Genomic DNA, 12767 nt, shown 5'->3' on the forward strand with positions numbered 1-12767 from the left:
GTGATGGCCCCGGTGGCGGGGCGGGCTGCGCACCCGCCACCGGGGCCATCACGAGGGCGGCTGCGGTGGCGCCTGCCGCCGCGGCGGCGGCCAGCGTCTTCGACAGGCCCCTACGTCGTGTCGACGTCACGTCCGGCGTATCCATGGTCAGAGAAACTACCGTGTCACAGCTGTGACGCAAGTGTGAATTGCTGTGAATGTGAGTAGAACCATGGTTGCTGCCTCCTTGATTGTGCAGGTGAAGGCGGGTTGCCTACATTGCTGAGCGCAGGCCGTCGCGGCCGCCACGCCGGGGCGGTGCAACACTGCGTCTGCTCCGGGAATCGGACGTCGCGGCGCGGCCGTTACGGCGCCGGGTGCACCGCCACCTCCTGCGCCTTCACCGCCATGTAGACCCGGTCACCGGGCGCCAGGCGCAGGTCGGCTGCCGATTCGGCGGTGATGTCGGCCGCGATGCCCGGCGCACCCCCCTCCTGCTCCCCCGCACGCACCCGCACCGCGGGGCCGCTGCCGTCCACTTCGGCGACGGTCACCGCGACGGTGTTGCGCGGACTCCCGTGCGGCCACTCCCGGTAGACGGCCACCGCGGCGGGCCGGAAAATCGCCACCGCGGGCTCCCCGACGACGACATCCTCGGCCGGGACGCCGTGCCACGAGATGGGTCCGGCCGTCACGGTCCCGCCCTGGCCGGCGACGCCCGCCACGAGGTTCACCCCCGCGAAGCGCGCCCCGAACGGGCTGCGCGGAGTGGTCAGCACGGCCGCTGCCGACCCGGACTCGACGACGCGGCCACCGTCGACGACGACCACCCGGTCGGCCAGCGTCGCCACGTCGACGAGGTCGTGGGTGACCAGGACCGCGCAGCGGCCGTCGCGGGTGAGCACCTGCCGCAGCACCCGGCGCATCGCCCCGGCGACCGCGACGTCCAGACCGGCCAGCGGTTCGTCGAGCAGCAGCACGTCGGGTTCGGCGGCCAGGGCGCGCGCCAGCGCCACGCGTTGCGCCTGACCGCCGGACAGCTGCCGCGGCATCCGGGCAGCCAGCTCGGCGGCGCCGACCTCGGCGAGCCAATGACGCGCTCGGGCAACGGCTTTCGCTCGATCGCCGCCAGTGCCGCGGGCGCCGAACGCGACGTTGGCGGTCACCCGCATGTGCGGGAACAGCAGCGGATCCTGCAGCAACAAACCCACGCGGCGCCGGTGCGTGGGCACCTGCACCCCGGCCGCGGTGTCGGTCAGGAGACGCTCCCCGACCCGGACCGTCCCGTCGTCGGGGCGCACCAGCCCCGCGGCCACGTGCAGCGCGGTCGACTTGCCTGCGCCGTTGGGGCCCAGGACCGCCAGCACCTCCCCCGCACCGACGGCGAACTCCACGTCGACGCCACGGCGCTGCACGCGCGCCCGCAGCCGCAGCCCGGTCACGTCCAGCCCTGCGCGCGCAGGCGCCTGCTGCCCAACCCGAGCACCACCACCGCCGCGACCGCCACCAGCAGCACCGACAGTGCCACCGCCGCCTCCGGATCGCTCTCGCGCTGCAGGTAGATCTCCAGCGGCAGGGTCCGGGTCACGCCCTCCCGGGAGCCGGCGAAGGTCAGCGTCGCCCCGAACTCGCCGAGGGAACGCGCGAACGCCAGTACCGAACCCGAGGCCAGCCCGGGCGCCAGCAGCGGGAGCGACACCCGCCACCACACGACCGAGGGGCGGGCGCCCAGCGTGGCGGCGACCACCTCGTAGTCGGCACCCGCGCTGCGTGCCGCCCCTTCCAGCGCGATGACCAGAAACGGCAGCGAGACAAAGGTCTGCGCCAGCACGACGGCCGTCGTGGTGAATGCGATCTGGATGCCCGCGACCTCGAGGTAGCGGCCGAGCAGGCCCAGCCGGCCGAACGCGTACAGCAGCGCGATCCCACCGACGACCGGCGGCAGGACCAGCGGCAGCAGGATCACCGGGCGCACCGCCCGGACCGCCCGCGACGGGCTGCGGGCGAGCACCATCGCCATCGGGACGCCGAGCAGGACGCAGACCAGCGTGCTGAGCGTGGCCGTCTGCAGGCTCAGCCGCAGCGCGGCGACCGACGACTCGCTGGCGACCAGTTCGACGAACCGGAGCCAGTCGACCTTCGCGGCCACCGCGACCAGCGGCACGGCGACGAACAGCGCACCGGCGAGGGCCGGAACGTAGACCCACCGGGGTAGCGCGGCACCCCCGGACAGCCCGGAGACGGTCACGCGATGCACCTTAGGTCACCGGCGCGTACGGATACCGCATCGTTCGCGCGTCGGATTACCCAACATAGCTACCGTCCAGTAACATCGGCGGGTGACCGTGGCCCACGTGTGCGGCGGTCGAGCCGAACGAGGAGGTCATGGCGATGGAGGTGCTGGTCACCGGCGGCGATACGGATCTGGGTAAGACGATCGCCGAGGGCTTCCGCGACGACGGTCACCGGGTGGTGATCGGCGGTGCGCGACGCGAGGATCTCGAGATCAACGCCAAGGAACTCGACGTCGATTTCATCGTGTTCGACAACACCGATCCCACCAGCCTCGAAGAGGCCCGCTCCTCGTTCCCGCACCACCTCGACACCCTGGTCAACGTGCCGGCACCGCAGTTCGCGGCGTCCGATCCGCGCACCTTCAGCCTCGCCGACCACGCGACGGCGTGGCACCGCGCCGTGGACACCACGCTGCTGTCGGCGGTGCTGACCGTGCAGATCGTGGGCGACCACCTGCGCTCCGGCGGGACGATCGTCAACGTCGTCCCCGACAACGTCGTGGTCGCGCAGTCCCGTGCGGGCAGCGTCGACGCCGCGATGAAGGCCGCGTTGTCGGACTGGACCGCCGGACAGGCCGAGGTCTTCGGCACCCGCGGGATCACCGTGAACGCCGTCGCCACCGGCAAGAGCGCCGAATCGTCCTACGACGGGCTGTCGAGCACCCCGCCGTCCGTGGCCGCCGAGATCGCCCGGTTGTCGCTGTTCCTGTCGACGCCGTCGGCCCGCCATATCACCGGCCAGACGATGCACGTGAGCCGAGGGGCGCTCGCCAACTTCGGCTAGTTCGTTAGGGTTGGTGGAGTGACGATCCGACTCGGACTCCAGATCCCGAACTTCAGTTACGGCACCGGCGTCGCGGAACTCTTCCCGACGGTCATCGCGCAGGCGCGTGAGGCCGAGCAGGCGGGGTTCGACTCCGTCTTCGTGATGGACCACTTCTACCAACTGCCCGGTCTCGGCACCCCGGACCAGCCGATGCTGGAGGCCTACACCGCACTCGGCGCGCTGGCGACCGCCACCGAGCGCATCCAGCTGGGCACGCTGGTCACCGGCAACACCTACCGCAACCCGACGCTGCTCGCGAAGGCCATCACCACGCTCGACGTGATCAGCCAGGGGCGGGCGATCCTCGGTCTGGGCACCGGCTGGTACGAACTCGAACACGAGTCACTGGGGTACGAGTTCGGCACCTTCACCGACCGGTTCAACAAGCTCGGCGAGGCGTTGCAGATCATCCTGCCGATGCTCGAAGGCGAGCGTCCGACCGTGGACGGTTCGTACTACCGGGTCAAAGACGCGATGGCAGAGCCGCGCTTCCGCGACCACATCCCGCTGATGATCGGCGGCAGCGGCGAGAAGAAGACGATCCCGCTGGCCGCCCGCCACTTCGACCACCTCAACATCATCGCGGGGTTCGATGAACTCCGCCGCAAGGTCGAGGTCGTCAAACAGAAGTGCGAGGAGATCGACCGCGACCCGTCGACGCTGGAGACCAGCATGCTGGTGGTGGCGATCATCGACGAGAACGTCAGCGGCGACGTCATTCCCGACGATTTCAAGCAGCAGGCCGTCTACGGCGGCCCCGAGCAGATCGTCGACCAGATCAAGTCCAAGGTGCTCGACGCCGGCGTCGACAGCGTCATCCTGAGCCCCGTCACCAACCTGAACGGCTATCAACCGGGCGGCATCACCGACGTCGCCGCCCTGCTGAAGCCGGTGCTCGGGGTTTAGTCCCGCGCACAGGGTGGCATAAGCCACAACCGACCGAGTGCCCAACGCCGGGCACCGCCGACTACCGTAGAGGGCGAGAAACCGCATGTCCCGCCCGTCGAGGAGCCACTGATGAGCCATCCCGGAGCCACTCCAACGGATCGGCACAAGGTCGTCATCATCGGGTCGGGGTTCGGAGGCCTCAGCGCCGCCAAGACCCTCAAACACGCTGATGTCGACATCAAGCTGATCGCCCGCACGACCCACCACCTGTTCCAGCCGCTGCTGTACCAGGTGGCGACCGGCATCATCTCCGAAGGGGAGATCGCGCCGGCCACCCGTGTGGTCCTGCGCAAGCAGAAGAACGTGCAGGTGCTGCTCGGCGACGTGACGCACATCGACCTGGAGAACAAGCTCGTGCACTCCGAGCTGCTGGGTCACGACTACGCGACGCCGTACGACAGCCTGGTCATCGCCGCGGGCGCCGGTCAGTCGTACTTCGGCAACGACCACTTCGCCGAGTGGGCGCCGGGTATGAAGTCGATCGACGACGCGCTGGAACTGCGCGGCCGCATCCTCGGCGCGTTCGAACAGGCCGAACGCTCGAGCGACCCCAAGCGCCGCGAGAAGCTGCTGACGTTCGTGGTCGTCGGTGCGGGCCCGACCGGTGTGGAGATGGCCGGACAGATCGCCGAGCTCGCCGACTACACGCTCAAGGGCACCTTCCGCCACATCGACCCGACCAGCGCCCGGGTGATCCTGCTCGACGCCGCGCCCGCGGTGTTGCCGCCGATGGGCGAGAAGCTCGGTAAGAAGGCCCAGGCCCGGCTGGAGAAGATGGGCGTCGAGATCCAGCTCAACGCGATGGTCACCGACGTCGACCGCAACGGCATCACCGTCAAGGACCCCGACGGCAAGCTGCGCCGCATCGAGTCGGCGTGCAAGGTGTGGTCGGCCGGTGTCTCGGCCAGTCCGCTGGGCCGCGACCTGGCCAGCCAGTCCGACGTGGAGGTCGACCGGGCCGGGCGCGTCAAGGTGCTGCCCGACCTGTCGATCCCGGGGCACCCGAACGTGTTCGTCGTCGGCGACATGGCCGCCGTCGAAGGCGTGCCGGGGATGGCGCAGGGCGCCATCCAGGGTGGCCGCTACGCCGCGAAGCTGATCAAGAACGAGGTCAAGGGCGCCAATCCGAAGTTCCGGCAGCCCTTCGAGTACTTCGACAAGGGTTCGATGGCGACGGTGTCGCGGTTCTCGGCCGTGGCCAAGGTCGGCCCGCTGGAGTTCGGCGGTTTCATCGCCTGGCTGGCGTGGCTGGCGCTGCACCTGGTGTACCTGGTCGGGTTCAAGACCAAGATCGTCACGTTGATCTCGTGGACGGTGACGTTCCTGTCGACCAAACGTGGTCAGCTCACGATCACCGAACAGCAGGCGTACGCGCGAACACGCATCGAGGAACTCGAGGAGATCGCCGCGGCGGTCACCGAGACCGAGCGCGAGCGGGAGCAGGCGGCTAGCTAGTCAGCCGCTCCCCCTGCCAGGTCGCCAGGCAGCCGCCCGCGGCCAACGCGAGCACCGTGGCCTTTGTCGCGAACGACGGCTCGGGATAGCGCAGTTCGCTGATGCATGCCAGCGGGCGGCCGAGCACGTCGTCGGCGACCGAGCCGGTGCCCAGTTCGACGCGGTGCCGCAGCAGCGGCGCACCGTCGAGGTCGGCGTGCAGGGCACCGGACCAGAACCCTTCGCGCTCACCGGTTCTGCCGATCTGCACCCGTTCGCGCAGCCGGAACCGGCCGTCACCGCTGATCTGCACCCGGCTCTCGGTGACGTGCCGGGCGGCCGCGGCGACGACCGTCGGCTCGGGAGCGATGTCCAGGTCGCCCGCCGACTCGATGTCCCAGCAGGCGTGCGACTCCCGCGTGGTGGCCCCGGGCAGCGCCACCGTCGCCGCGGCGCTGCGCACCGCCAGCCGGGCGCGCGCGGCGACCACGACGCGCACGCGGATGACATCCCCGCCGAGTGGGGTGGCCGCGGCCGACACCAGGTGCACAGTGTGAGCGCCGGTGCGGCGCACCGCGATACCGCCGGTGTGTTCGATGTGGGGTGCGCGCCCCGGCGCCGCGACGAGGAGGACGTCGGAACGCACTAGCCCTGCACCGGCACCCGCAACTGAGCGCGCACCCAGTCGAGCACCGGTCCGGCGGTCGGGTCGTCGGTCAGCGAGATCAGCACGAACGGCCGCTCGCCGCGCACTGCCGCCGAGTCGCGCCGCATCACGTCGAGGTCGGCGCCCACCATCGGCGCCAGGTCGGTCTTGTTGATGACCAGCAGGTCCGAGAACGTCACACCTGGACCACCTTTGCGGGGCACCTTGTCCCCGCCGGCGACGTCGACGACGAAGATCTGCACATCGATCAGTCCGGACGAGAACGTCGCGGTGAGGTTGTCGCCACCTGATTCCACCAGGATCAGGTCGAGGTGGTCGTGACCGGCGATGAGGTCGTCGATCGCGTCCAGGTTGGCGGTGATGTCGTCGCGGATCGCGGTGTGCGGGCAGCCGCCGGTCTGCACGGCCGCGATCCGGTCGTCGGGCAGCACCGCGTGGCGGCGCAGGAAGTCCGCGTCCTCGGTGGTGTAGATGTCGTTGGTCAGCACGGCCAGCGACAGTTCGTCGCGCAGCTGCCTGCACAGCGCCGCCACCAGCGCGGTCTTACCGGAGCCGACGGGTCCGCCGACGCCGATGCGCAGCGGCTCGCCCGGCGTGCGTACGCGTTTGGGGCGGTCGGCATGGTCGTGGGGTTGACCGTCCAGGAAATGCGGGGGCATGGTGGCCTTTCAGGAGGCGAACAGTGGGCGGTCGCGGTCGGCGTGCCGCTGGGCGAGCACGTCGAGCAGCGGGTCGGACAGGTCGGCGGGTCCGTCGGCGGCGGCGGCCGCGACGTCGTCGCACAGATCGGCGAGTGCGAACGTGAGCGCGGCGACGTCACCCGGGTCGAGGGCGAGCAGCCGCTGGGCGGCGGTGGCCGACCCGGTCATCGTGGTGTAGACGACCGAGAGCGCGGTCTGCACCGGGGTCAACGCCGCGGCGGCGCCGACCGCGCCCGCGGCGACGGCCAGGTGCGGGGTGCGCCCGAGTGCGGTCCAGTCGTGGTCGGGCCAGACCCGCCGTGCCAGCCGCGCCAGTCCCCTGCCCTGCGCCCGGGACGCCGCCCGCGCCGCAGGCGCCGGGGTGCGCGCATCGGTCTCGGCGTCGGCCTCGGGCACCGTGAGCGTGCCCGCGTGCACGGCGGCGGCCAGCGACGCCGCCACCAGACCCTGGGTGCGCACCCGGCGGACCAGGTAGGCGTGCAGCGTGTCGACATCGCGGACCAGTCCGCTGGTGACGGCCTCCTCGACTCCGCCGGAGTGCACGTGCCCGCCGGTGGGCAGGCGGGAGTCGGCGAGGGCGAGCAGGGTGGACAGCGCAGGCATCAGAACAGGAAGTACCGCTGCGCCATCGGCAATTCGACGGCGGGCTGCTCCTGCCACACGTCCCCGTCGATCCGCACCGTGAACGTGTCCGGGTCGACCTCGATGTGGGGCCGGGCGTCGTTGAGCGGCATGTCGGCCTTCCCGACACCGCGCACGTCCTTGACCGCAACCAGCCGCCGCCGCACGTCGAGCCGCTCGGCGAGCCCGTCCTCGACGGCCTGCGGCGACACGAAGTGCAGCGACGTCGCGGCCGCCGCCGCGGGCGCAGCGCCGAACATCGGCCGCGGCAGCACCGGCTGCGGGGTGGGGATCGACGCGTTCGCATCGCCCATCGCGGCCCAGGCGATCATCCCGCCCTTGAGCACCGCATGCGGACGCACACCGAAGAACGCCGGCTCCCACAGCACCAGATCGGCGAGCTTGCCGACCTCCACCGAGCCGATCTCGCCGTCCATTCCGTGCGCGATGGCCGGGCAGATCGTGTACTTGGCGACGTAGCGCCGGGCGCGCAGGTTGTCGGCTCCCCCGGAGCCTGAGCCGTCGCCGTCGAGCGCACCGCGCCTGCGCTTCATGACGTGGGCGGTCTGCCAGGTGCGCAGCACCACCTCGCCGATGCGGCCCATGGCCTGGGCGTCGCTGCCGATCATCGAGATCGCCCCGATGTCGTGCAGCAGGTCTTCGGCGGCGATCGTCGACGGGCGGATCCGGCTCTCGGCGAAGGCGAGGTCCTCGGGGACGCTGGGGTTGAGGTGGTGGCAGACCATCAGCATGTCGAGGTGTTCGTCGAGGGTGTTGACGGTGTGCGGGCGGGTCGGGTTGGTCGAACTCGGCAGCACGTTGCCGTGGGAGACGACGGTGATGATGTCCGGTGCGTGCCCGCCGCCGGCGCCCTCGGTGTGGTAGGCGTGGATCGACCGGCCCTTGATGGCGGCGAGGGTGTCCTCGACGAAGCCCGCCTCGTTGAGGGTGTCGGTGTGGATGTTGGCCTGCACGCCCGCGGCATCGGCGACGGTCAGACAGGCGTCGATCGCCGCGGGAGTGGTGCCCCAGTCCTCGTGGAGTTTGAATCCCGCTGCGCCGCCGCGCAACTGCTCCCACATCGCCTCGGCGCTGACGGTGTTGCCCTTGCCGAGCAGCGCGACGTTGAGCGGCCAGGTGTCCAGCGCCTCGAGCATGCGCGCGAGATGCCAGGCTCCCGGGGTGACGGTGGTGGCCTTGCTGCCCTCGGCCGGGCCGGTGCCGCCGGCGACGATGGTGGTGATGCCGCCGCCGAGCGCCTCCTCCATGATCTGCGGGCAGATGAGGTGGACGTGGCAGTCGATGGCGCCCGCGGTGAGGATGCGGCCGTTCCCCGCGATGACTTCCGTCGACGGCCCGACCACCAGGTCGGGGTGCACGCCGGACATGATGTCGGGGTTGCCTGCCTTGCCGATCGCGACGATGCGCCCGTCGCGAATCCCGATGTCGGCTTTGATGATTCCCCAGTGGTCGAGGATGACCGCGCCGGTGATGACGGTGTCGGGGGCGCCGTCGGCGCGGGTGGCGCGCGACTGCCCCATCGATTCGCGGAGCACCTTGCCGCCGCCGAACACCGCCTCGTCGCCGGCCAGTCCCGGTCCGCCGCTGCGGTCCTCGGTGATCTCGATGAACAGGTCGGTGTCGGCGAGCCGGATACGGTCGCCGGTGGTCGGCCCGTACAGCGCGGCGTACCGCTCGCGGGACAGCCCGCTCACGCGTCCAGCCTTCCCGGCGGGGTCAGCGACAACCCGTGCACCTCGCGGCTGCCGCGCAGCGGTACCAGCGAGACCCGTTGGGCGACACCGGGTTCGAAGCGCACGGCCGTACCCGCGGGCACGTCGAGGCGGCGACCGTGTGCGGCGGCGCGGTCGAAGTCCAGTGCGGCGTTGGCCTGCGGCAGGTGGACGTGGCTGCCGACCTGCACGGGCCGGTCGCCTGCGTTGACGATCTCCATCTCGATGCGGTCGGCGCCGGCGTTGATCTCGATGTCGCCGTCGCCGAACACGACCTCGCCGGGGGTCACGGGATCGGGTGGTGGACGGTGACGAGTTTCGTCCCGTCCGGGAACGTGGCCTCCACCTGCACGTCGTGCAGCATCTCCGGCACTCCCTCCATGACGTCGTCGCGGCTGAGCACGTCGCGCCCGCTGACCATCAGCTCGGCGACGGTGCGACCGTCCCGTGCACCCTCGAGCAGATGGTCGGTGATCACGGCGACGGCTTCAGGATGGTTGAGGCGCAGTCCGCGGGCGCGGCGGCGCCGCGCCAACTCGGCGGCGTAGGAGATCAGCAGGCGATCCTGCTCATGCGGGCTCAGACGCATAGTCGGCGATCCTGCCACGGCGCACGGCCTTCGGCAGCGCGCACCGCGTCAGCTGTCGATGTTCTGCAGCCGCACCTGACCGCGCGCCACCAGCTTGTCGTTCTCGTCGGCGATCGTGACGAGCCACAGTTGCTGGCGTCGGCCGCGGTGGATCGGCGTGGACACCGCTGTCACGGTGCCCGAGGAGATCGCCCGCAGGAAGTCGGTGTTGTTGTTCACCCCGACGACCGTTCCTGCGCCGCCGTCCCGGGTGAGCCACGTCTGACCGGAGACGCTGGCGAGGCTCTCGACGACGGCGCAGTAGACGCCGCCGTGCACGATGCCCCACGGCTGCAGGAGCGTGTCCTGGATGGTCAGCTGCGCGCGGACGCCGTCGGGGGTCACCTCGAGATATTGGAGGCCGAGCACCTTGTCGTAGCCGTCGTTGAGGCCGTCGGGAACCTGAGTCGTCACAGCTGACGTGTCTACACCCGCCGCGGACGTGCCGAAAAAGCGGGCGGGCCCCGCACGATGTGCGGGGCCCGCCCTTTCGATGGACCGGGGGTCTCTGCAGCCCTCAGGACTCCGGCGCGGTCCGGTGGAACTCGTCCAATATAGGCAAGGCTGCCCTAATTACACAAGACCTTCCCCGCCGAGCCGCGGACCGCGCCGCGCACCGGGAGGCCGAATCCGACCAGCGCGTCGAGGACGGCCTGGCCGCGGCGCATGCTGGTCCACTCACTCGAACCCGCCAGCAGCGGCACCTGGGTCGCGGCGCCGACCACCGCCCCGCCGACGAGGTGCCACATGGCCGCCACTGACATCGCACCGCCGCTGATCTCGGCGAGCTTGCCGAACAGCGGAGCGAGCGCGCGGTGGCTGCGGTGGGCGACCCACGTCGTCAGCGCGGCCTCGTTGGGCAGCGCGACGATGCCGTGCGGTGCCCCCAGCCGCAGTCCGGGCCGGGAGGTGAAGCAGGGATCGTCCGGCAGCGCGCGCAGCGTCGGATCGACGACGCCCACCCAGTCGATGGCGCCCTCGGAGTCGACGTGCACCCACAGGTTCTCCAGGCCGGTGTCCCAGGCCCGCCCCTCGAGCACCAGCAGCGGGATGACGCGACCAAGGACGACGTGCGCGAGGGTGGCGGCCAACTGCTGGGCGACCGCACCGCGGTTGTCGGTCTCGGCAGCGGCCAGCTCGAACATCGCCTGCAGCCGGTCGCCGGTGAGCGCCTCGGCCAGCGGCCACCACCGGCGCCGGGACAGATCGCCCATGACCGCGACGCCGTACACCCGCGGGCATTCCGGATACAGCTCACGCAACCGGCGGCTCGACTCGTGCAGCGGCAGTACCCGCTTGATGGCCATGCCCGCGATCAGCGGATCGTCGATCAGTACGGTCACTGCACCTCCCGGCGTCTCGGAGTTAGGTTAGCCTTACTATAACTACGAGCCCAGGGAGGGCCACCCCCTGTGATCGGTCTCACAACGCCGACGGGTGACCAGCGCGGGAATGCCCGCACTGAGGAAGACTGTTGCTCCTCAGCGTCGGATACGACGCGCGGTAGTACCCTGGTTCTACTGTTCAGGAGAGTGACGGAGACATGGCCAAGTTGACGCGTCTGGGTGAGCTCGAGCGCGAGGTGATGGACCACCTGTGGTCTGCCCGCGAGCCCCAGACTGTGCGCCAGGTGCACGAGGCGCTCGCAGCCCGCCGCGACCTGGCCTACACCACGATCATGACGGTGCTGCAGCGACTGGCGAAGAAGAACCTGGTGGTGCAGCACCGTGACGACCGTGCCCATCGTTATGCGCCCACCCACGGCCGCGACGAACTCGTCGCCGGGCTGATGGTGGACGCCCTCGACCAGGCCGCCGACTCCGGCAGCCGCGAAGCCGCGCTGGTGCACTTCGTCGAGCGGGTCGGCGCCGGTGAGGCCGCCGCGCTGCGCCGAGCCCTCGCCGAACTGGAAGGTAAGGAGCGTCTCGACCAGCCCGCTGGCGATTCGGGTGCCGTCTGAGCGACAATTGAGGCGTGTCCGCGCTGGCCTTCACCGTTGTCGCGCTGCTCCTCGTGGGGCCGGTGCCGGCACTGTTGGCTCGGGCGACGTGGCCACTGCGTGCCCCACGTGCGGCGATAGTGCTCTGGCAGTCGGTCGCGCTGGCCGCGGTGCTGTCGGCGTTCTCCGCGGGTATCGCGATCGCCAGCCGGCTGTTCGCCCCCGGCCCCGACGGACGGCCGACGGCCACCATCACCAGTGAGATCGACGTCCTCGGCTGGCCGCTGTGGACGCTCTACGTGGTGGTCTTCGCGATCACGCTGATCATCGGCGCCCGATTGATCGTCTCGGTGCTGCGCGTCGGCGTCGCCACCCGACGCCGCCGCGCCCACCACCGGATGATGGTCGACCTGCTCGGGGTGTCCCGCGATGCGGTGCCCACCGACGTCCGCAGGAAGGCCGCCGGCCTGCGGGTCCTCGACGTCCGGCAACCGCTGGCCTACTGCCTGCCCGGAGTCCGTAGCCGCGTCGTGGTCAGCGACGGCGCCCTCAAGGAGCTCGGCCACGACGAGATCGCCGCGATCCTCACCCACGAACGCGCCCACCTGCGGGCCCGGCACGATCTGGTGCTGGAGATGTTCACCGCGGTGCACGCCGCCTTCCCGCGCTTCGTCCGTAGCGCCAGCGCGCTCGACGCGGTCCGCCTGCTGGTCGAACTGCTCGCCGATGACGCGGCCGTGCGCACCGCGGGCCCGACCCCGCTGGCCCGGGCGCTGGTCGCGTGCGCGGCGGGCCGCGCTCCGTCGGGTGCCCTGGCCGCGGGCGGGCCGACCACCGTCATCCGGGTCCGCAGGCTCGGCGGCAGGCCCAACAGCCTGGCCCTGGCCGCCACCGCCTATCTCGCCGCCGCCGTGGTGCTGGTCGTACCCACCGTCGCGGTGGCCGTGCCGTGGCTCAACGAACTGCACCGGCTGTTCGCCCGCTAGATCCCGCTCTT

16 protein-coding genes are annotated in these 12767 nt (G+C 70.9%); 5 read left to right on the plus strand and 11 right to left on the minus strand.

The features are described from left to right. From AU194_RS31985 to AU194_RS25180, 3 genes are all read right to left on the minus strand, one after another. On the minus strand, positions 1-145 hold a 145-nt coding region (locus AU194_RS31985), incomplete at its 3' end, for an APA family fibronectin-binding glycoprotein (RefSeq protein ID WP_304438559.1). 199 nt (positions 146-344) lie between these two features. After that, complete coding sequence (locus AU194_RS33070) at positions 345-1421, minus strand: sulfate/molybdate ABC transporter ATP-binding protein (RefSeq protein WP_059092000.1); 1077 nt, start codon at positions 1419-1421, stop codon at positions 345-347. Continuing rightward, on the minus strand, positions 1418-2212 hold the full coding sequence (locus tag AU194_RS25180) for an ABC transporter permease (protein ID WP_197417740.1): 795 nt from the start codon (positions 2210-2212) through the stop codon (positions 1418-1420). The genes AU194_RS33070 and AU194_RS25180 overlap by 4 nt, the downstream gene beginning before the upstream one ends. 158 nt (positions 2213-2370) lie before the next feature. On the opposite strand from AU194_RS25180, the gene AU194_RS25185 reads away from it, so the two are divergent. From AU194_RS25185 to AU194_RS25195, 3 genes are all read left to right on the plus strand, one after another. Beyond that, positions 2371-3057: an SDR family oxidoreductase gene (locus AU194_RS25185; RefSeq protein WP_059092028.1), complete on the plus strand. Its 687-nt coding sequence runs from the start codon at positions 2371-2373 to the stop codon at positions 3055-3057. Between the two features lie 18 nt (positions 3058-3075). Next, positions 3076-4005 carry an LLM class F420-dependent oxidoreductase gene (locus tag AU194_RS25190; protein ID WP_059092002.1) on the plus strand — a complete coding sequence of 310 codons (930 nt, stop codon included), beginning with the start codon at positions 3076-3078 and terminating at the stop codon, positions 4003-4005. A gap of 111 nt (positions 4006-4116) precedes the next feature. Continuing rightward, a complete protein-coding gene (locus AU194_RS25195) occupies positions 4117-5502 on the plus strand; it encodes an NAD(P)/FAD-dependent oxidoreductase (RefSeq protein WP_059092003.1) in 1386 nt (461 codons plus the stop codon). On the opposite strand, the gene AU194_RS25200 is transcribed toward AU194_RS25195, so the two are convergent. From AU194_RS25200 to AU194_RS25235, 8 genes are all read right to left on the minus strand, one after another. Next, positions 5495-6127 carry an urease accessory protein UreD gene (locus AU194_RS25200; protein WP_059092004.1) on the minus strand — a complete coding sequence of 211 codons (633 nt, stop codon included), beginning with the start codon at positions 6125-6127 and terminating at the stop codon, positions 5495-5497. The two genes, AU194_RS25195 and AU194_RS25200, sit on opposite strands and share 8 nt — an antisense overlap. After that, positions 6127-6807 (minus strand): urease accessory protein UreG, encoded by a 681-nt coding sequence (ureG, locus tag AU194_RS25205; protein ID WP_059092005.1) that lies wholly within the window; start codon positions 6805-6807, stop codon positions 6127-6129. Before ureG ends, AU194_RS25200 begins: the two co-directional genes overlap by 1 nt. Positions 6808-6816: 9 nt before the next feature. After that, a complete protein-coding gene (locus tag AU194_RS25210) occupies positions 6817-7452 on the minus strand; it encodes an urease accessory protein UreF (protein WP_059092006.1) in 636 nt (211 codons plus the stop codon). Continuing rightward, on the minus strand, positions 7452-9185 hold the full coding sequence (locus tag AU194_RS25215) for an urease subunit alpha (protein WP_059092007.1): 1734 nt from the start codon (positions 9183-9185) through the stop codon (positions 7452-7454). Before AU194_RS25215 ends, AU194_RS25210 begins: the two co-directional genes overlap by 1 nt. Then, positions 9182-9493: an urease subunit beta gene (locus AU194_RS25220; RefSeq protein ID WP_059092008.1), complete on the minus strand. Its 312-nt coding sequence runs from the start codon at positions 9491-9493 to the stop codon at positions 9182-9184. The genes AU194_RS25215 and AU194_RS25220 overlap by 4 nt, the downstream gene beginning before the upstream one ends. Continuing rightward, complete coding sequence (locus AU194_RS25225) at positions 9490-9792, minus strand: urease subunit gamma (RefSeq protein ID WP_059092009.1); 303 nt, start codon at positions 9790-9792, stop codon at positions 9490-9492. The genes AU194_RS25220 and AU194_RS25225 overlap by 4 nt, the downstream gene beginning before the upstream one ends. 48 nt (positions 9793-9840) lie before the next feature. Next, positions 9841-10245, minus strand: a complete 405-nt coding sequence (locus tag AU194_RS25230) for a PaaI family thioesterase (RefSeq protein ID WP_059092010.1) — start codon at positions 10243-10245, stop codon at positions 9841-9843. A 155-nt stretch (positions 10246-10400) separates the two neighbouring features. Then, the gene (locus AU194_RS25235; RefSeq protein WP_059092011.1) at positions 10401-11174 is read right to left on the minus strand and encodes a hypothetical protein; all 774 of its coding nucleotides are present in this window, start codon (positions 11172-11174) and stop codon (positions 10401-10403) included. Positions 11175-11374: 200 nt separating this feature from the next. Here AU194_RS25235 and AU194_RS25240 point away from each other — a divergent pair, with 200 nt between their 5' ends. Both AU194_RS25240 and AU194_RS25245 read left to right on the plus strand, forming a co-directional pair. Continuing rightward, on the plus strand, positions 11375-11791 hold the full coding sequence (locus AU194_RS25240) for a BlaI/MecI/CopY family transcriptional regulator (protein ID WP_059092012.1): 417 nt from the start codon (positions 11375-11377) through the stop codon (positions 11789-11791). 14 nt (positions 11792-11805) lie between these two features. Continuing rightward, complete coding sequence (locus tag AU194_RS25245; protein ID WP_059092013.1) at positions 11806-12756, plus strand: M56 family metallopeptidase; 951 nt, start codon at positions 11806-11808, stop codon at positions 12754-12756. The last annotated feature ends 11 nt before the right edge of the window (positions 12757-12767 follow it).

Source organism: Mycobacterium sp. GA-2829, from assembly GCF_001499965.1.
Lineage (GTDB): Bacteria > Actinomycetota > Actinomycetes > Mycobacteriales > Mycobacteriaceae > Mycobacterium.